Annotated in this window: 17 protein-coding genes and 2 pseudogenes; 11 read left to right on the forward strand and 8 right to left on the reverse strand. The window is 66.1% G+C overall.

Annotated elements, in window-relative coordinates; translation table 11 throughout:
• Positions 1-137: 137 nt before the first annotated feature.
• Complete coding sequence (locus tag AB0N06_RS30130; protein WP_366137861.1) at positions 138-950, forward strand: GntR family transcriptional regulator; 813 nt, start codon at positions 138-140, stop codon at positions 948-950.
• Positions 951-1,034: 84 nt separating this feature from the next.
• Entirely contained in the window at positions 1,035-1,592 is a 558-nt protein-coding gene (locus AB0N06_RS30135) for a UTRA domain-containing protein (RefSeq protein ID WP_366137862.1), read from the forward strand.
• Positions 1,593-1,754: 162 nt separating this feature from the next.
• Here the strand turns inward: AB0N06_RS30135 and AB0N06_RS30140 are convergent, their stop codons facing one another.
• Positions 1,755-1,934 carry a hypothetical protein gene (locus tag AB0N06_RS30140; protein WP_366137863.1) on the reverse strand — a complete coding sequence of 60 codons (180 nt, stop codon included), beginning with the start codon at positions 1,932-1,934 and terminating at the stop codon, positions 1,755-1,757.
• A 1,002-nt stretch (positions 1,935-2,936) separates the two neighbouring features.
• Between AB0N06_RS30140 and AB0N06_RS30145 the strand changes: the two genes are divergently transcribed.
• From AB0N06_RS30145 to AB0N06_RS30185, 9 genes are all read left to right on the forward strand, one after another.
• On the forward strand, positions 2,937-4,076 hold the full coding sequence (locus tag AB0N06_RS30145; protein ID WP_366137864.1) for a hypothetical protein: 1,140 nt from the start codon (positions 2,937-2,939) through the stop codon (positions 4,074-4,076).
• Positions 4,073-5,464, forward strand: a complete 1,392-nt coding sequence (locus AB0N06_RS30150; RefSeq protein WP_366137865.1) for a DnaB-like helicase C-terminal domain-containing protein — start codon at positions 4,073-4,075, stop codon at positions 5,462-5,464. The genes AB0N06_RS30145 and AB0N06_RS30150 overlap by 4 nt, the downstream gene beginning before the upstream one ends.
• Positions 5,465-5,624: 160 nt before the next feature.
• Complete coding sequence (locus AB0N06_RS30155) at positions 5,625-6,182, forward strand: helix-turn-helix transcriptional regulator (protein ID WP_366137866.1); 558 nt, start codon at positions 5,625-5,627, stop codon at positions 6,180-6,182.
• 186 nt (positions 6,183-6,368) lie between these two features.
• Positions 6,369-7,688 (forward strand): MobF family relaxase, encoded by a 1,320-nt coding sequence (gene mobF / locus AB0N06_RS30160; RefSeq protein ID WP_366137867.1) that lies wholly within the window; start codon positions 6,369-6,371, stop codon positions 7,686-7,688.
• A 280-nt stretch (positions 7,689-7,968) separates the two neighbouring features.
• Positions 7,969-8,211, forward strand: coding sequence for a hypothetical protein (locus AB0N06_RS30165; protein ID WP_366137868.1), 243 nt, complete (start codon positions 7,969-7,971; stop codon positions 8,209-8,211).
• Positions 8,208-8,426: a hypothetical protein gene (locus tag AB0N06_RS30170; protein ID WP_366137869.1), complete on the forward strand. Its 219-nt coding sequence runs from the start codon at positions 8,208-8,210 to the stop codon at positions 8,424-8,426. The genes AB0N06_RS30165 and AB0N06_RS30170 overlap by 4 nt, the downstream gene beginning before the upstream one ends.
• A 139-nt stretch (positions 8,427-8,565) precedes the next feature.
• A complete protein-coding gene (locus AB0N06_RS30175) occupies positions 8,566-9,252 on the forward strand; it encodes an adenylate/guanylate cyclase domain-containing protein (RefSeq protein ID WP_366137870.1) in 687 nt (228 codons plus the stop codon).
• A gap of 113 nt (positions 9,253-9,365) precedes the next feature.
• On the forward strand, positions 9,366-9,752 hold the full coding sequence (locus AB0N06_RS30180; protein ID WP_366137871.1) for a Pycsar system effector family protein: 387 nt from the start codon (positions 9,366-9,368) through the stop codon (positions 9,750-9,752).
• A gap of 661 nt (positions 9,753-10,413) precedes the next feature.
• Positions 10,414-11,862 carry a hypothetical protein gene (locus tag AB0N06_RS30185; RefSeq protein WP_366137872.1) on the forward strand — a complete coding sequence of 483 codons (1,449 nt, stop codon included), beginning with the start codon at positions 10,414-10,416 and terminating at the stop codon, positions 11,860-11,862.
• Positions 11,863-11,935: 73 nt separating this feature from the next.
• Here AB0N06_RS30185 and AB0N06_RS30190 read toward each other — a convergent pair whose 3' ends face one another.
• The 7 genes and pseudogenes from AB0N06_RS30190 to AB0N06_RS30220 all read right to left on the reverse strand — a co-directional run.
• Positions 11,936-12,115, reverse strand: a complete 180-nt coding sequence (locus AB0N06_RS30190) for a hypothetical protein (RefSeq protein ID WP_366137873.1) — start codon at positions 12,113-12,115, stop codon at positions 11,936-11,938.
• 7 nt (positions 12,116-12,122) lie between these two features.
• Positions 12,123-12,305: pseudogene (locus AB0N06_RS30195) on the reverse strand (IS6 family transposase); the annotation flags it as partial.
• A 157-nt stretch (positions 12,306-12,462) separates the two neighbouring features.
• Positions 12,463-14,484 (reverse strand): DNA recombination protein RecN, encoded by a 2,022-nt coding sequence (locus tag AB0N06_RS30200; protein ID WP_366137874.1) that lies wholly within the window; start codon positions 14,482-14,484, stop codon positions 12,463-12,465.
• Positions 14,481-15,053, reverse strand: coding sequence for an ABC-three component system middle component 2 (locus AB0N06_RS30205; protein ID WP_366137875.1), 573 nt, complete (start codon positions 15,051-15,053; stop codon positions 14,481-14,483). The genes AB0N06_RS30200 and AB0N06_RS30205 overlap by 4 nt, the downstream gene beginning before the upstream one ends.
• A gap of 47 nt (positions 15,054-15,100) precedes the next feature.
• Entirely contained in the window at positions 15,101-16,183 is a 1,083-nt protein-coding gene (locus AB0N06_RS30210; RefSeq protein WP_366137876.1) for a serine/threonine protein kinase, read from the reverse strand.
• A gap of 104 nt (positions 16,184-16,287) precedes the next feature.
• Positions 16,288-16,608 (reverse strand): hypothetical protein, encoded by a 321-nt coding sequence (locus AB0N06_RS30215; RefSeq protein WP_366137877.1) that lies wholly within the window; start codon positions 16,606-16,608, stop codon positions 16,288-16,290.
• A 276-nt stretch (positions 16,609-16,884) separates the two neighbouring features.
• Positions 16,885-17,205 (reverse strand): annotated as a pseudogene (locus AB0N06_RS30220) (DEAD/DEAH box helicase family protein); the annotation flags it as partial.
• Positions 17,206-17,779: the final 574 nt, after the last annotated feature.

Consider the following 17,779-nt stretch of genomic DNA (forward strand, 5'->3'; position numbering starts at 1 on the left):
CCCATCTGACCTGCATGTTCAATGACGCATTTAAACGAGAACGTGTCTCGGCTTTCGAGAAACAACTAGACATGCAATGCTTGTGCGCACCGGGCAGCGAGATCCGCTAGCCACACGATGCGCACGAGAGGGGGACCGTGGCCGACAAGCAAAAGGAGCCAGGGAAGATCGAACGGATCGCGTCCGAGATCCGGGACAAGATCGCGCGGGGCGCACTCGCACCTGGGTCACGACTGCCTGGCGTGACTCAGCTCCAGAAAGAGCACGGCATCGCGTACCAGACAGCCCGTGACATCTACGGCTTGTTGGAGAGCGAAGGCCTGCTGTTCTCTCGGCGAGGGAAGGGCACCTACGTCTCGTTGGTGCTCGCCAAGATCGTGTCGGAGCGAAACCAGCGCTACCTCCCATCGCTGAGAGAGGCCGGGGGGGCAGTCGGCGCCTTTGAGGCGGAGATGCGAGCGATGGGGTTCGAGCTTCGGCCGGCAACCCTCACCATCGCCAGGGATGTGCCGCCCAGGAAGGTCGCCGAGATCTTCGGAATGCACCATCGCGCGAAAACTCTCAAGCGGGAACGGATCATGCCCGTGGGACTGCCCGGCAACGATGAGGCGGAGGAGGTCGTCCAGGTTGCCACTTCGTGGTTCCCTCAGGACGTCGTAGACGCCTGCCCAGTACTCGCTGAGAAGAAGACGGGTACAGGGGGCAGCAAGTCCCGCATGGCAGAAGCCGGATTCAAGCAGGTCCGGCTGCGAGAGGAGATCGAGGTCAGATCTCCAACCGCGGCGGAGGCGAAAGCGCTCGGCATCCCGGTCGAGCAGGCGGTTATGGAGATCACGCATAAAGGGCTGACCGCCGAAGGCCGCGTTGTCGAGATCGGCCTGCACGTCCTGCCTCGTTCGAAGTGGCGGCTGGCATATGAGTGGGCCATCGACACAGCTGACACCAGATGACCAGCAAAAAGCGCCCGTGCTGACGCCGTGAGCATCGAGACGCAACGAGCATCCATAACCACACCAGCAAGGAGTATTCAGCACATGGCTAGCAACCGAATCGACGACAACGGCGTGATCCTGCGCGACGCTCGCACTCGGTACACCACCGGGCAGCGCGAAGAGAACGGTGCGCACGGGGCGTTCGACGCTGAGCTGCGCCGGTCCGGCCGCAGCCCGCGCACGGAGGTCACCGTCAGCCGCGCCGCCGCGCCGGCAGATGTCGCTGAGCTCCTGGGCGTCGAAGGTGACGTCGTCGTGCGAGCTCGGGAGATGTTCGACGGTGATCGCATCATTCAGATCGCCACCACGTACATCCCGGTCGACGTCGCGGAGGCTGCGGGAATCGAGCAGGTGGACACCGGCGTCGGCGGCATCATCAGCCGCATGAAGGAGGCAGGGTTCGACCAGGGCGACATTGCCGTTGAGGACATCGAGCTCCGCACCGCGAGCGCGGAGGAGTCCGCCCGTCTCGGTCTGCCCGATGGCGCGGAGGTCCTGACCATCAACCACATCGGCACGGCTGACGGACGCGTGGTCGAGGTCACCCAGCATGTCCTGGCCAAGGGTTGGAAGCTGCGTTTCGCCGCTCCGCTCGCCTGACGAATCCCCCTGGAGGCGCCCCAGCCTCGCTGGGGCGCCTCCGCAGCCGGACCCGCTGGACTCCTGGAGACCGATCCCCGTATGAACACCGAAAAGCGCCTGACCAGAGCCGAGCTCGTGGAAGAAATCCGTAGCGCCTTGGGCACATGGTCCCCCGCGCTTTCAAAGCCTGCGGGCGAGGGCAGCTTGCGCATGGACGCCGGACTTGCGGATGTAGTCGATCAGCTTCAGGTATTGGTTGCGGCCCCCGGCGTCCCGGCTTCGGTTACTCGCCAGCTCCGGCGCGCTGCCGAATCGGCTGCCCTCGCCCTCGATACGGACGGCAGCAACGCATACGGGCACTTGGGAATGGCCTACGCGTACGTGCTCCAGGCGCGGCGTGCAGCAGAAGAGTCACCCTTTGAGGGCCCCGCAGGGCCCGCACGGTAGTCGGCCGGGACCGACACTCCGGCGTCCGCGTAGTGGCCACATAGCGACCCCTGAGGGAGGAAGATGTGCTGCGCAAAACGCGAACAGGCCCCTTTCGGGGCCTGCCGGTCGCAGCGTCGGTGTGTGGTAGCCCGACGCGCGATCAAGCACCTGGAACAGGAGGTGCCTGCGTGTTCTTCAGCAGGCTACGCGTACTCACCATCAGTGAGGCGCTGATCGGGCGCGGCGACACGCCGCCGCATGCCGCACGTCCTCTTAAGCCCCCCTGACATGCCGATGGCCGCCCTGCGCCAACAGGACGGCCATCTGGAAACGCATCGACTCGCTCGCCCTTCACAGCCTTCGAGTCGTGTCCGGTGAGGTGACCTCGCCGGGGGGTGATGCCCGTGGACCTTCCGGTCCGCGTGGTCACCTGTACCCAGAATAAGCGGACCCGCCTGCGGGACGCCACCACCCTGGGTCCCCGGTCAGGTCACACCCGCTGGTCACGGCTCCCCTATCAAAGGGGAGAACCACCACAATGCGCCACCAGTTCCACCGCCGCCGGCCCCCGGCCGCGGCCCCTCGAACTTTCTCCGGCCGGACTGTCACACCGGGCGCCGGATCCGCACCTGTAGCAGATGTGACGCCTACTTCTGCTACCGCCGCCCAGGCCGCGCCCGCCGGATGCCTCCCGCCTGACGGGACGCACATCAAGATTTCTGCCCGCCCGGCGGGAGGGGCCGCCCTTTCCTGGAACGGGCGGCCCCTGTCCACAGGCCGCCCGTTCCAGGGTCGGCAGATGCGCTCCTCATATTTCCCGGCCCCGGCATGTCACACGGATGCCGACGCCGACACCTCCACGGCCATGAAATTCCTCCCCGCTTCTCTGACCGCCGCGCACGGCGACCGCTTCTGCACGTGGGGAGTGGCCCGATGATCGATACCCAGCAGCAGGGTCAGGAGCCGATCGACGACGGCACCGCATCCATCAGCCGCGCTCAGCAGCTGCGCCCGTCCGTCCCTCTCTACCGCCACATGCTGTACGGATCGGGGTTGAGCCACACCGTCGACTTCGTGGTCCTGATGCACATCCATTTCATGTGTGAGGACGGCAAGGACTTCACGGTGAACGAGCTGGTTGACGTTCTCCGGGCGGAGGGCATTCGGAACGCGAACGGCAAGGGCGACGGCCTTATCGGCAGCAAGGCGGTCTACGAGTCCGTTGCCCGGCTGCGCGCCGCCGGGTTCCTGCACCGCTCCCAGGAGAACGGCGGCAACTTCGGGAAGGTCTCGTACACCTTCTACGAGTTCCCCGCCCAGGACCCCAACTGGAACCCGCCCACCCTGCCCGGTTCCACCCCTAACCTCCCGGTTCCCCTCACAGGAGAAGCGCTACCTGTCGGTAACCATGTTTCCGCAGGTCAGACCGCTTCTCCTGTCAAGGGAAGCGCTGACAGGGGAAGCGCTGACAGGCGAACCGGAAAACGCCGCGTTTCCGCAGGTCAGACCGCTTCTCCTCACAAGCGAAGCGGAAAGCCATCCCCCCCACACCCCCCGGAGGAGGAGGATTCCTCCTCCCCCAACCCCCTCACCCGCACCAAGAGGTCGTTGCCGTCACAGCGGGAGGAGGGGCGGGAGTTCACTCCCGAGGAGCTTGCGGCTGCGCGGGATTTCCTTCAGCGGATGCAGCGGTGGCAGGCCGGCCTGTCGACCGCGCGCAAGTGCGCCCCGCGGCTGCTGCGCGCGATGCGGACTCAGGGCTGGCCGGCGCTGACAGACATGGATGACGCCCAGCGCCTGGCGCTGGAGGCCGAGATCTTCAAGAACACCGGTGGCGCCGCCTCATGGGTGAAGTGCCTGCCGGGCTGGGTGGACGACCTGTGCCTCTACCGCAAGCCGACCCCGGTCACCGCCACGACTGCAGGCTCGGTGCCGCAGGATCTTGCTGCCTTGAGGGCGGCCTGCCCCGCCTGCGACCAGTACGGCTGGGTTCTGGATGACGACGATGATGGGCCGAACCGCCGCTGCACCCACCCGGGCATCACGGCCGACACCGCCAAGGAGCAGCAGTGAGCGTGTTTGACGAGGCCCTGGACATCCCTGCGCAGCAGTTGGACGAGTCCCCGGACGCGGTGAGCGTGAGCGCAGAGACTGCGGTCCTGGGCGCGTGCATGATGGCCACCGGGGGGTACGACCCGATCCCCGGCGCCGCGCAGATCTTGGGCGATGACAGCGATGACAGTGACTGGTACCGCCCGCACCACGAGATGATCTGGCGGGCGATCCTGGCTCTGCACGCCCGGAGCAAGCCCACCGGTGTGCCGATGGTCGAGGCGGAGCTGCGCCGCAGCGGTGACCTGAAGCGGGTTGGCGGCTTCGTCGAGCTGTCGCTGATCGCGTCCCAGGCGTGCACCTCGGTCGAGGTGGAGCACTACGCGGAGATCGTCCACGGCTACGCCCGCCTGCGCCGCTACCAGCAGACCCTGGTGCGCGGGATGCAGACGGCCCGTCAGAGCGACCCGGCCGGCGTCACCGACGCCATTGCCGCGCACCAGGCCGAGCTGGAGCACCTCGCCGCCGACCAGACCGGCGACGACGGGCTGTTCGGCCGCTTCGGCGACGGCCTCCAGGAGCACCTGGACGGCCTGGAGACCACGGTGGAAGCAGCTGCAGTCACCGGGCTCACCGACCTGGACCAGGCGCTCAAACTGCGGCCCGGGAACGTCATCGTCGTGGCCGGACGCCCGGCCATGGGCAAGAGCGCGATGACGCTCGGTGTCGCGCTCGCCAACGCCTCCTCCGGCCGGACCACCCTCGTGCACAGCCTGGAGATGGGCCGCCAGGAAGTCACCAACCGGGTGCTGTCCAACAAGTCCCGCGTCGCCCTGCACCACCTCATGGAGGGCGGGCCCGCAGTCACCGAAGACGACTGGACCCGCATCGCCCGCCGCCTGACCGACCTCGAAGCCCTGCCGCTGTGGATGGACTACACCCCCCGCGTCACCCCGGGACTGGTCCGCACCCGCATCAAATCCCTGATCCGCCAGACGGGCCAGGCCCCGCTGGTGATCATCGACTACGTCCAGCTCATGTACACCGACCAGCGCAACTCCCGGCAGAGCCCCTACGAACGCGTCAGCGAGGTCAGCCGCGAACTGAAGATCATCGCCGAGGAAACCGGCGCGGTCATCATCTGCTGCGCGCAGCTCAACCGCGGATCCGAGCACCGGGAGGGCAAGCGGCCGCAGACGTCCGACCTGCGCGACTCCGGGCAGCTGGAGCAGGACGCGAGCGGCATCATCCTGCTGCACCGCGAAGACGCCTACGAACCCGAGAGCTCCCGGGCCGGCGAGAGCGACCTCATCCTCAGCAAGAACCGCAACGGGCCCACGTGCACGATCACAGTCGCCCACCAGTTCCACTACTCGCGCCTGCGCGACATGACCACAGAAAACGACTGACCTCCGGCTTCCTCGACCACATCCCGACCGCTTAGCCCCCTCGAAGAGGCCTGAGCGGGCATCTCGCTGACGATCACTCACCCCGGAGTCCATCCGGTCGTCCGGGGTGGAGATCGGCGCTCAGCGGCCCGTACAGACGATCAACGACAGGAGTAGCCCCGTGGGCATCATCGGCGACAGCCTCGACAAGGCCGCCGCGAACACCGCGACCCGCCCGATACCGAAATCGGCCGGCGCCCAGATACGGTTCCTCGTCAAACACGAGAAGGGCTCCACCCGCACCGTCGCCCTGCGCCTGGGCATCTCGCAGCGCACCGTGGAGCGTTACCTCAAGGGCCAGATCAAGCACCCGCGCCCCGAGCTCGCCGCCCGGCTTGCTGCAGAGGTCCGCAAGGACTGGCAGCCGCGGGTGCGTGACCGAGCCAGGAAGCAGGCCGCGACATCGACCGGCATCGTCATCGAGACCCGGGCCCGCTTCGGCTTCACCGCCGCCCCCGGCAGCACGGACGACGGACGGATCCGGCGCATCACCCAGCACCTGCCACCGCAGTACGCGGCCCGGCTGTTCGACGCGCAGTCCATCGGCGCCACAGAGCAGCAGCTGCAGAACATCGCCGCCGAAGGCCTCCAGGAGCAGTACTTCAAGGACGGTGGCCGCCGCGCCGAGGGGCTCGAAGTCGAGTTCACCGACATCGACTACGTAGAGCTCGACTACTAAGTTTTGGAACGGAGGTTCGAATTATGGGGTTACGGGAAGCGATCAGAAGCCTGCGAATACCGGACTGCGGGGCCCGGTACGCCCCTGGCGGGGGCATCGTTAGGCAGCACACGCCCGCCCGTGGCGGCGTGACCGTGTGCACGGCAGCAGCAGGAGGAGAACGGTGAGCGATCGCAGCGCCATCGAATGGACGCGGACCGTATCGTTGCTGACCGTCTTGCGGCCGGCGAGAGTCCCGCAGCGGCTGCCCGGGCGGCCCGGCTCGGCTACCGGGTGCAGAAGTGGTCCGGCAACGATCTCGTGTTCCGCCCGCCGGGTAGCGTCCAGGCTCTGTGGGCGTTGGGCTCACCGCCGGTCCGCCAGCTCGTCGAAGACATCCACACCCGCATCATCGGCGAGGTCCTGGCCGAAGCCGAGACAGAGCATCTGTGGGTCCGCGTCGGAGCCGACAGCCTGGTGCAACGCGCCCACCCCGGCCTGATCGCCGCCCGCTTTCGCCACTACGAGAACCGCGACGGTCAGCCGCTGCTCCACGATCACGTGGTGCTGTCGGTCAAGGTCCGCCGTCTGGACGGCGAATGGGGCACCCTGCACACCCGCTCGTTCCTCGAGTACGCCGTCGCCCTCTCAGAGCTCTACAACCAGCGCCTGATGGAAGAGATCTGTCGCGCGTTCGATCTGGCGACGGTGCCCCGCTACCCGACTGCCGGACAGCGGCCCGTGATGGAACTCGCGGGGATCCCCGAGAAGCTCATCGACTGGGCCGCCACCCGCAACAAGGCGACCATGCAGCGCCTGGCGGAACTCGTCGACCAGTACCAGAAACGCACCCGCCAGCCCCTGACCACCAAAATCCGGCGCCGGATGATGGCACGCGCCTCCCACGAGACCCGGCCCGCCAAGAAGACCAGCCGGCCTCTGCCCGCGTTGCGGGCACGCTGGCGGGGCGGCGCCGTTGCCCTGGTCGGCGAGGAGGTCGTCGACAACCTCCTGCGCCTGGCCCGCCTCGCTGCCGCAGCGATCCGCACCACCGTCCGCACCGTCGTGGACGTCGCAGCCGCAGCCCTGGAGATCACCGCGATCGTCTCGGTCCACCACGGCGGCCGCTTCCGCCACCGCCACCTGCTCGCCGAAGCCCGCCGCTACCTCACCCGCACCCTCCACGGACACCCCGCCCCGCCCCACACCGACACCACCATCACCGCGGCCGCCATCCGCGACCACTGCATCCCCGGCCACCCGCCGAACCCGGACAAGCCAATACCGCTCGCGAACCGCACCTTCACCCCGGCCTGGGCACCCCAATCGCCCCGCAGTTCGACCACACCCGCCGCCCACCGGATCCACCACCGCGCCCGCGCCGAAGCCGCACGCCGCACCGCCCTCGCTCGCGCCGAAGCGCAACAGAGGCCGCCTGTACGGCAGCAGGAGCACACCCCGCAGGCGGCACCACAGCAACCACCGCTTCCCGGCCCGGCCCAGGCACCCTGCGGGCGAAGCCAGTGAACCGCACCAGGACCGACGCCACCCCCGGCTCCTAGCGCTGTTATGGACCGTGAGGTGGCACGCGCTGGCCCTCGGTGACGGCGGAGAGGTCCTGCGAGTTTGACCATGGTGGGCAAGCCCCCTCCAGAGGACCGGGCAAGCCTGTCGGCGTGCTGGGCAAGCCCGCTCCCGCGTGGACAAGCCCGCCCGTCGCCTCGTCACCCGGTCCGGCTGACGAGGCGACGGGAGCCGGCTGTGTTCTGACGTGCATCAAAAATCGAACACGTGCTCTAATTTGGTTATGGAGCCCATCACCTTCCCTCGCGACCTGGTGCAGGCCCAGCACGACTGGATCCGCACTTACGAAGCACTCGCTCAACCTCACGCCCGTCGCCTCACTGCTCTGCGCCGACGACTGCTCCACCTGTCGGATTACGTCTGGCGGCATCCCTTCTTCATGACATTCGAGGGCAGCACCGCGGCCGCTCGGGTGGAGCTGCGGCGGCAGGCACGCTCGCATGAACACGGGGTGCGAGCAGCGTGAGCGTGGAGCGGCTCACTGCCCGGCAGGAGTCCGTCCTCCGGGTCATCAGGGACGCCATAGCGGACACCGGCGACGCGCCTACGATTCGGGAGATCGGCCGCCGCGTTGGGCTGTCCAGCTCCGGCTCGGTCGCCTGCCAGCTCGGCCGCTTGGAAAGCCTCGGCCTGATCAGCCGCAGCGAACGCCGCTGGCGCTCCTGCAGACTCGCCCAGTAGCAACCAGGAGCCGCCCCCCACCCCCGTCGCCCGGGTCCAGCGTCCGCGGATTGTCATTACCTGCTGCTACGTTCCACGCAAAGTTCAGATACGGGCAGGGGAGGGGCTTATGTCGCTGGGTGATGACATTCGGTCTGATGTGGACAAGTTGGTTGGTACGCCGTGGACCACGCGCAACGGGTCTGTGGTGCCGGGTACCGACGACGTGAAGCTGTACTCGAACGACGCGGTGAAGCTGGACGCCGTTTACCTCTACGCCGACCTGCTCGGGTCGACGAAGCTCGCGCGCGATTTCCGCCCGGAGACCGCGGGCAAGGTGATCCGAGCTTCCCTGCGGACAGCATCCGTGATCATCAAGGGAAAGGGCGGCGAGATCCGCAGCTACGACGGTGACCGCGTCATGGGGATCTTCATCGGGGATTCGAAGAACTCGAACGCCGCGAAGGCCGCGCTGCACATCAACTACGCGATGCAGCACATAGTGGAACCGGCCCTGTACGCCAAGCTGCCACACCTGAAGACAGGCGGGTATCAGCCGCGGATGTGTGTCGGGATTGCGTCGGGCGATGCGTTCATCGCCCGTGCCGGGGTCCGGGAGCGCAGCGACCTCGTCTCGATCGGGCGGGCCCCGAACATAGCCGCAAAGCTCAGCGATATCCGTGAGCCCGGCACGACGTACCGGACGTACATCACCGCAGACGTCTACAAGATGCTCAACCAGAAGGCCAAGGTCGCCGAAGGGACAGACATGTGGGTCCCCAAGACCGATGACGTCGGCGGGGAACGGATGACGTTCTACCGCTCCACCTACTGGTGGGAGGTGTGAGCGCGTCGCCGGAGGCGATTGAGACGGCTTGGCGGATACATGGGGCGATAGGCGAGTGGACGGCACGTGTCGATGCCAAGGCGTCCTTTGCTCTCACCCTCGAATCCGCCGCCATGGCTGGCATCATCGCGCTCTCCGCTGACGATCAGATGTTCGCCGACCTTCATGGCTGGGGCGTTCGGGCTCCGCTGTGGATCGGCGCGTCCCTTATCTTGATCGGCGGGATCTTCGCCACGCTGGTCGTCGTTCCCCGCCTCCGCTCGTCCAAGGATCTCGTAGCGGAGGCTCCCACCCACTTCATCTACTTCGGCCATCTCCGACACCGCGAGCCGGCCGAACTGGCGACGGCACTCCAGCAGACCGACGTCCTGCCGGTCCTCAGCCAACAGCTCATCAAGATGAGCGAGATCGCCTGGCGGAAGCACCGGCACGTGCAATGGTCCTTCCTCTGCTTCGGCCTCGGGGCGTTCATCGTCTTCATCGCTGGTGTCGTCGCCTGATCTGTTCTAGCCGAAACGATGGGCCCCAATTACCTCTGGGGCCTATCAACGGGTGACATCCATGGCGTACATGGAGCACATCGTCCGGGACACAGCGGAGCCTGGCCTTGTGGGCGAGTTGCGGTCCTGGCGCACATTTCGTGAAAGACCTTGCTCGCTCTCGCCAGCAGGACGCGCGCGTGTTATGTGAGCTGCGCGTATCACGCGTCACCGGGGTCCAGTGAAGCCGGACTCAAGATTGCTAGGGAGCCAAGACTTTGATGGCCACGGCCGGGCCGGCCTGAGGAGAGAGCCGACTGCCGCGAGGGTTCCCGCAACCGGGCTTTGCCTCAGTTGCGGGAACCCTCGTCGTGCCAGGATCAGTGCCCTGCCCCAGCCCGTGGCCGGGTAGGGCAGGGATGGAGTTGCTGCTACAGGTCCCGCTTGATCCGGTTTTCCGGACGTGGTCCGAGGACCTGCGCCGTCGTTGAGCGGCTGCACGGGCAGCCGGGGCACGGCACGACTGACTACCCCTCCCTGACACAAGGCAGGGAGGAAAAGGGGCTGTCGAAGTGTTCATCAGGCCGGTTACGTACGCTGAACTGCACGAATGCAGCGCCCGTCGCACCCATCACCCGGTACCGGCAGGTGAGGAACGAGCCTGCTCGTAAGCTATTTCGCCATGACCGCAGAAAGCCGCGACAGGATCATCACCCTGCTCGCCGGGCAGCAGCCCAAAGCCATCCTCGGCACCCCGGAGTCCGAATGGGTGGACTTCAAGACCGCAGGACCCAACGGGCCCTACGACCTCGGCACGGACAAGGGCAAGTTCGAGCTCGCCAAGGACGTCGCCGCCTTCGCCAACACCCGCGGCGGTCTCATCGTGTGCGGTTTCAGGGCGAAACGGCGGCCGACCGATCTCCACGAGGCCGCGCAGAAGGAGATCCCCTTCGCGAAAAGGCTGGTCAACACCGACACCTACAAGGAGATCATCACCGAGTACGTGCGCCCGCTGATCGACGTCAGCTTCCGCTGGTTCCCAGACGCCTCGGACCCTGATCTCGGCTACTTCGTCATCGAGGTGCAAGCGCTGCCCGAATCCAAACGCTGGGCCCTGGTCGTCAAGACCTTGTCCGAGGACGGAAAACTCGTCAAAGGCGGGGTGGCCATGCCCAGACGGCACAGTGACAAGACCCCCTATCTCACGGCGGACGAGGTGTACCAGGCTGTGAACGCTGGTCTGCGTGGCGAGCCCGAGATGGCCGTGGATCTCGCGGTGGCCACCGGGTCCGTGTCGGACGTGGAAGTGACCGCTTCAGTGGTCGATCGCCTTCTGGAAGACCGGCGTCGGGAACTTTTGGCTTCACTGCCGCGCCGGGAAGCTGAGGAATCTCCACGCCGACAGCGTGAAGGCCTGGTCTTGTCAGGCAGCGAGAAGCAGCTTCTCCACGAGGTACAGCGGCTACGCCCCCACGGCCTTGTGCCGGCCATGATGTCCAGGGATAGCCGCACCCCACAGCAGTACCGCGCGGAAGTCGACGCCTACCTCGAGGAATGTGGACGCCAGCTTCCGTCGATGCTGCGCAGGACGCGGGCGCAGCAGGGCGCTCCGCTGGTTCTCCGGCTGACCAACTGCTCCGACGCCATGCTCCACCAGGTGGAAGTCATCGCTACCGTCAGCCCGGAATACACCGCCGTCCTGTGGTCCCCGCCTTCTGCCGCGGCGTCCGACCCGGCAAGGTTGCCCTGGCCTGAGCCGCCGGCGCCGTATGGAAGGAAGAGCCTTGCGTCGTCCTTCTATGCGCAGCCCAAGCCGTCGTTGGGTCCCGCTATCCCGGCGGCTGCGGTCGGACACCGCTCGGCCCCCAAGCGCCCGCTCATACGGCAGTCGGAAGACCGTCTGGTTATCGAGTTCCCTCCCGTCGATCTGCGCGCTCATGCTCGGGTGCCACTGGCCCCGGTCCTGCTGTATGGAGACGGCACTTCTGCGGAGGATTCTGTTGCTGTCCATTGGTCTGCCACCTGCACCAACCTGAAGGGACGGCAGCAGGAGATCCTCCACATTCCTGTCCACCCGCTCAGCGTGACGTTGTCGCCAGATGCCGACGTTCCCGGACCGGATTCCGAGTAGCCCTCGTCCGCGAGGGAAGAAGGTCACCCGTCCGGGCGTCGAATAGGTCCCGTCCCGGAACGCCCCGGCGCTGTCACTGGCCGTCGAAGGTACTGGAAGCCGCGCGCCCGCGCTGAGCGGTGGCGGTGGTGTCGGCGATGCGCAGCAGGTAGCTGGCGACGTCGCGGACACCGGCGGACCAGCCGTCCTCGAAGCGCTGCTCGGACCCGTGCAGGGCGCTGCTCTCACAGATCCAGGTGTGGGCGCCGGCCACCGCCCCGGTGGGAGACGAGCACGCCGCGTTCGAGCATCAGCTCCTCGACCTCGCGGAAGCTGAGAGGGAACCGGAAGTACAGCCACACGCAGTGGGAGATGATCTCCACCGGGTACCGGTGCCCTTTGTACGACGGCGGCGCGGACGACACGAGCGAACCCCTCCCCGGCACGACCAACTCCAAGATCATCCCAGGCCGGTCAGTCAAAGTGACAACGCCGTTTCAAGAGTCTCGCGGAAGGCCAGAAGGTGACCTTCGTCGTGGTGCCGGGGCCAGAAGGGTATGCGCACCCCCCGCAGACTAGACCGGGCTCTTGCTGCTCCGCACGGCTCGCAAGCCAGGCGCTCTACCGGCTGGCCTTTTGATCTTCTGCGCTGGTCTCGTCTTCGATCAGCCCGTAGGGAGGCCGGTCTTCGGCTCGGCTGTAGCGGACCACCACGTCCCCTTCGACAATCAAGGGTGGACTGTTGTCGACCACGATGAGCTGCGCTGTAGCACCTCGGTCTGCGAGCCAGTTGGACAGGTGGTGGTAGAAGTCGTCGATGGCGACGGCATCGGCGATGACCGCGTCCAGGGTGCCGCCGTGGCCGAGGTTCTTCTGGGGACTGTCGATCATCAGGAAGCCAGGGTGCGCGGCGCCGGTTTCGACGGCGATCTCGAAGACAGCCAGCTGCCAGGCCAGAGTTAGGAGGGTGCGGGCTCCGGAGGACGCTTCCTGGTAGGGCTCACCGCGTACGAACGGTGTTAGGTCAGGGTTGATCAACGGTGTGCTGAGCTTGGGATAGCGCCACTGCCTTAGAAGTTCCCCGTAGCGGCTGCTGACCTTGCTGATAATGCGGTCGCGGTCGTGGCCGGCGTCTCCGAGTTGCGCGAGCTCCTCTTTCAGCCGGGCGATCTGCGCCTCGTGACGTTCGACCGCGGCGGCCCGTTTGGTGAGCCCTTCCTGGAGCTTGTCCGCTCTTTTGGCTTGGTCGAGGAGGCGAAGGACGTGTTCGCGCCTGCGGTGGAGGTCATCCCGAGCGGCGAGGAACGGCGACACCGCAGGTGAGGTCGCCTCATCCAAAGCGGTTGAAGCCTCTTCTTCCCGGATCGCTGCGTCTTCGGCCTGGAGCTTGAGCGCGGCCAGCGAGGCGTCGAGGTCTTCGATGTAGGTGGTGATCTCTTTGAGACGGGCCTTGGTGGACCGGGTCTCTGCCGCGACGTCCACACGGCTGCCTTCAGCCTGATTGAGGGCGTCGGCTGCACCCAAGGTCAGCATTCCGTCGGCGTCGGTCAGCTCGTGGCTGCAAAGGCTGCATCGCCCGTTGTCGGCTACCGGGGCAGCGGATAGGCGGTTCAAGCAGGCCGGGCAGGCAGTGACGCTCAGTGGGTTGAAGAGTTGCTGGGCCTCACCCAGCATGCCGAGCTTGAGGAGATCGTCCGCGTACTGCGCGCGCAGCGGCATCAACCGCGCGAGCTGTGTCTCACAGTCCCGCAAGACGGCTGCCGCTCTTCGGGAGCTTTGGGCGGCCTGCTGGTGTTCACGGCGCAGCCGGGCAGCGAATGTCGTGCTCGCCTGAGCCGTCTGGTCCAAAGCCTGGAGCTGGCTTGTGATGTTTGCCAATTCTTGTTCGTGGTCAAGAGGGGAGAGGACATTGCCCGCCGTGAAGGGGGCCTGTTCTTGGACGAAGGCACGTGCCGCTGCGAGCTCGGCCTTGGCGTGGTTGAGCCGCCCGGTGTGGTCACGGATACGTTGGCCGATTTCGACGGCACGGTCATCATGGACACCGAAGACGACATCGACTACCTGTCGCAGCTTGTGCTTGCGCATGTAGTCGTTCTCGAAGAGGAAGTTTTTGTCTGCGACGCGTTCGTTCGGCAGGAACGCCAGCCACATCATGTCGCGGAAGCTGAGAGGGTCCGTGCGAGACTCACGGCTGGTGGGGGCTTCCCGCAGCTGAACGCCGTCAAGTCTGCAGTGGCCCAGCAGGAGCGCCGATAGACTCTCTGGTGCCCCAGAGGGATCGAGTGGCCTGCTTTCCGCCGGAGAGACCTCCTGGCTGTCCAGAGTTCCGCGACGGACGAAGGCGACTTTTGAAGGCTCGCCGACCGACCGCTCGATCACATGTGGCTCGCCGGAGAGCTCGACCTCCAAGAGGCAGGAGCGAACCTTTCTCAGTACCTCCTGATGCCGGGGGTGCCGCTTGGCTCCGAGACCGTAGGCGATGAACTCCAGCACTGCGGTCTTGCCTGAGCTGAACGCCCCGGCGATTACGGACAAGTTCCGCACCTGTTGCTCGCGGGTGAAATCGACGTCATAGGCCCGGTCAATACCGGCCAGCCGCAGGCGACGGATCCGAATGCCAGGAAGCAGCTCCATGGTGATCATCCCTCCCAGGATGTTGCAGGCACCTGCGGGCCCAGGACACTCAGGAGAGCCGCCGCAGGACCGCCATGCCCGTCCGGACGTAGCCACCGTGCCGTCTGCTCCCGCAACCTTTTGTCGCTCAGCTTGCGGAGCCGACACACCACGATGTTTGCCGCGGTACCGAACGAAGCGGCGTAGGTGGCCGTGAACTGTCCGCCGAGCTCCTGCCCAGCAGCCGTGATCGAGTAGGTGAGGGCACCTTTGTGGTTGTGGACCTGGCAACACCCATAGGCGACTAGGAGCGCGAGGTCATGCTGGATGCGCTCTCGACGACTGGTGAACCGCTGCGACGAGGAGGCGTACGCCAGAACCTGCGGGTCGAACCCGGCCAGCCGCAGGCGACTCGCTTCCCGACCCTCTAAGGGGACCACGAGGAAGGGGTTCGCGGCCAGGAAGTCGTAGTAGCCGATGCGTTCCAAGCTCGCACCGTTGGTGTCCTGCTCCCTAACCGCATCGAGGAGTAGTAGTAGCTGGCCGAGACGGAAAGGCACCTCGTCCTCCGGCATGACTACCGGCTGGTGTGCTTCCACGGTTTGCTCCTCATCAGTTGTCTAGCGGGATAGGCGGTCGAGAGAACTCAGTCTTCGGACTGACCGCTTGCGATTTGTCGCCAGTGCTTGACCCAGCCGGCCCGGCGATTGTCGACCAGCCGGTGGACCAGCCCCCAGCTGTGCACCACCTCCAGACGCAGCACCTTCGGCATCCTGGCGTGCTCGTCGCGCACCTCGCGCCAGACCCGTCCATGCAGTTTGATGGCGTCCTCGGCGGAACACTCGTTGAACTGCATCTCCCACACGCCGTGCAGGATAGCGTCGGCGGATTTGAGCGCGGCAACTTCGTTAGGCACTGCTTTGTGTGCGATCTCCCGGGCCACCAGATCGGCGTTGAAGAACTGCTGCTTCGCGGAGTCCAGCTCGACGTGGCCGGCCTCCGTCATCTGCCGCACGAAGAGAGCCGAGTCGAGCGCCGCAGCCTCCTTATCCTCCACATCTAGAACCAGCCGAAGCTGTTCCTGAGCGGGTTCCGTGGGCACTGGTGTGTCGGGTTCGTGGTAGGCGCGACGCACTTGGTCACCTTCAGGGCTTTGGAGCTTCATCCTCAGTGTGGTCTCATCCCACAACTCGATGACGAGATCGTGCTTCTTCTCTTGCTTTTTCTTCCAGCCATCCCACCACCTAGCTGTGGGGTCGTCCATGCTGGAAGGGATGCAGAGAATCCAGATCGCGATGGTGCGATCGTTGGCCGCCGCGGCCTTCAGCCCGTTGGCGAGGGACTCACGGATCTCCTGCGAGTGGCTAGTCGTAGTGGTGGGCACGAAGAACTTGGGCTGCCAGACGGTGATGGCGCCTCCGAGGTCACCAGCGAAGGCATCAATCCCCCAGTCACCCGGGTTAGCCGCGATCATGCGGACGTTTGGGTTGGTGGCACCAGCGAGCTGCCTGAGCATTTGCCCGAGACGTGCTGCGTCCAGCTGCTCGCCCAGCGTGGCGCGCGACTGGAACGCCGTCGCCAGCCCCGGAACTGTTCCCGGCCACGGCACCTCACGCGGGTCGTTGTAGATGTGGGTCTGCCGGTTGTCAACGAAGACCTGACTGTTCGGTCCCATTGCGTTGAAGGAGGCGTCGCCGCCAGCGGCGACACTCCTACTTCGCGCCGTCACGTGTGAAGGGAGACCCGGCTCCTGTGAGGCGCCGGGCATCGTGCTCGACTCGGTCACCGGCGCCGATTCTTCACGGCCACCCCGTCGGCGTGGCCACACTGGTGTCATCGGCGTTCGCTGTCGTCGCCGAGAGCGTTGTCCCGCACGTCGCCGACCGCGGCGATGCTGTTCCGCCCGGCGCGCACGTTCGCCGCCTGATCGCTCGCTGGAGCTGCCCCGGGTGCTGTGGGGGATGCGACGACTTTGGAGCGGTTGCCGATGGCGTTGCCGGTCACGTTTCCGCCGGCTGCGATCCCGCCCCGACCGGTACGCACCCGACTCCCGCCACCGCTGGATCCGGACGTGCGGACGAGGGTGACCACCGCGATGACGAGGGCCGCGAGCCCGACAACGGCGCCGGTCACGCTCGCCGTCCGATCAGCCATGTCCGGGTTGATTATCAACGCCGAGATCAATCCCACCGACCACACGCCCGCTACCACGGCGACTACCCACACGGCGATACGCGCCCCACCCGAAACTGCCACTGTCTTGCCCCCCACTTTCTGTCCGACGCCCCGTCAGCAACGGGGTACTCGACGATAGCGCGGCTGGCGTCGCCCGCAGTCCCCCAGGTCCTGCTCCTGGGCCGCTACGACCCCACCGGCCGCCTGCGCATGGTCGGCAAGACCGTCCCGCTGAAACCCGGCCCGGCCCGAGACGAGGTCCCACAGATGCGGGTCGTCGTCCAGTGAACAGACGGCCACCGCTGGCCCGGCGTGTCCCGCCGATCGCCATTCGCGCACGGTCTGTGTCAGCAGGTCCAGGGTTGGCAGCAGCACGAGGACCCGGTCGTTACGTGCGAGCCGCAGTGCGGAGTGCGCGGCAATGAAGGTCTTTCCTGTACCGCATGCCGCCACCACGGTGGCCCGCAGACCATTACGTGGAATCCGCTTCCCCGGAGGGATATCAAGACCGCGCACCACAGCGTCAACGGCTTCAACCTGATGAGGCCGAAGCGCAATCTTTTCTGTGCTCGTCATATCCGTACTCCAGAATTCACGAGAGGATGGCAAGTCCTGACAGAGGGGGTAGCGATGTCTTCGGGATGCTACACACTGCATCCCGCACTGCATCATCGTGATGCAGTGCAGGCATCACTCTAGTACAACAGGGTCTGACGGGAGGGGGTTTCGGGTAGGCTCGTGCGTATGCTGAGTGTTCTTCAGGAAGTGAAAGAGCATCACGCATCGGATGGAGCGAAGCGGAGTCCGGTGCGCTCCCCGGATGGGGCCGGCCTCTCCTCCGGGGGGTGACGTCACGTCACCGGAGCGGGGGTACCGTATTCTTCGGGATGCTACACAGGCCAGTACTGATGCACCCTCACCCAGTAGCCAGCCGTTCCGGCGAAGCCGGAACCAAAGTGTGGGAGCGAAGCGGACACACCCGCCTATCAGGAATTTAAGCGAAGCGTAATTCCAATTCCCGTGCGAAGCACGGGAATTAAGGCGTGAAACGCCGTCAACGAATTGCGAAGCAATTCGTCACGCCGTGCGAAGCACGGCGTTTTTCCCTGCACAGCGCGCAGCGCTGTGGCACCCGCGGAGCGGGTGCCAC

It is taken from the genome of Streptomyces sp. NPDC051020, from assembly GCF_040683105.1.
Classification (GTDB): Bacteria; Actinomycetota; Actinomycetes; order Streptomycetales; family Streptomycetaceae; genus Streptomyces.

What these genes read in the sequence shown, in the direction of transcription:
- AB0N06_RS30135 (WP_366137862.1), top strand. Translation starts at nt 1,035, where the DNA reads ATGGCTAGCAACCGAATCGACGACAACGGCGTGATCCTGCGCGACGCT.
- AB0N06_RS30145 (WP_366137864.1), top strand. Translation starts at nt 2,937, where the DNA reads ATGATCGATACCCAGCAGCAGGGTCAGGAGCCGATCGACGACGGCACC.
- mobF (WP_366137867.1), top strand. Translation starts at nt 6,369, where the DNA reads ATGGACGCGGACCGTATCGTTGCTGACCGTCTTGCGGCCGGCGAGAGT.
- AB0N06_RS30165 (WP_366137868.1), top strand. Translation starts at nt 7,969, where the DNA reads ATGGAGCCCATCACCTTCCCTCGCGACCTGGTGCAGGCCCAGCACGAC.
- AB0N06_RS30180 (WP_366137871.1), top strand. Translation starts at nt 9,366, where the DNA reads ATGGCTGGCATCATCGCGCTCTCCGCTGACGATCAGATGTTCGCCGAC.
- AB0N06_RS30185 (WP_366137872.1), top strand. Translation starts at nt 10,414, where the DNA reads ATGACCGCAGAAAGCCGCGACAGGATCATCACCCTGCTCGCCGGGCAG.
- AB0N06_RS30200 (WP_366137874.1), bottom strand. Translation starts at nt 14,484, where the DNA reads ATGATCACCATGGAGCTGCTTCCTGGCATTCGGATCCGTCGCCTGCGG.
- AB0N06_RS30215 (WP_366137877.1), bottom strand. Translation starts at nt 16,608, where the DNA reads ATGGCTGATCGGACGGCGAGCGTGACCGGCGCCGTTGTCGGGCTCGCG.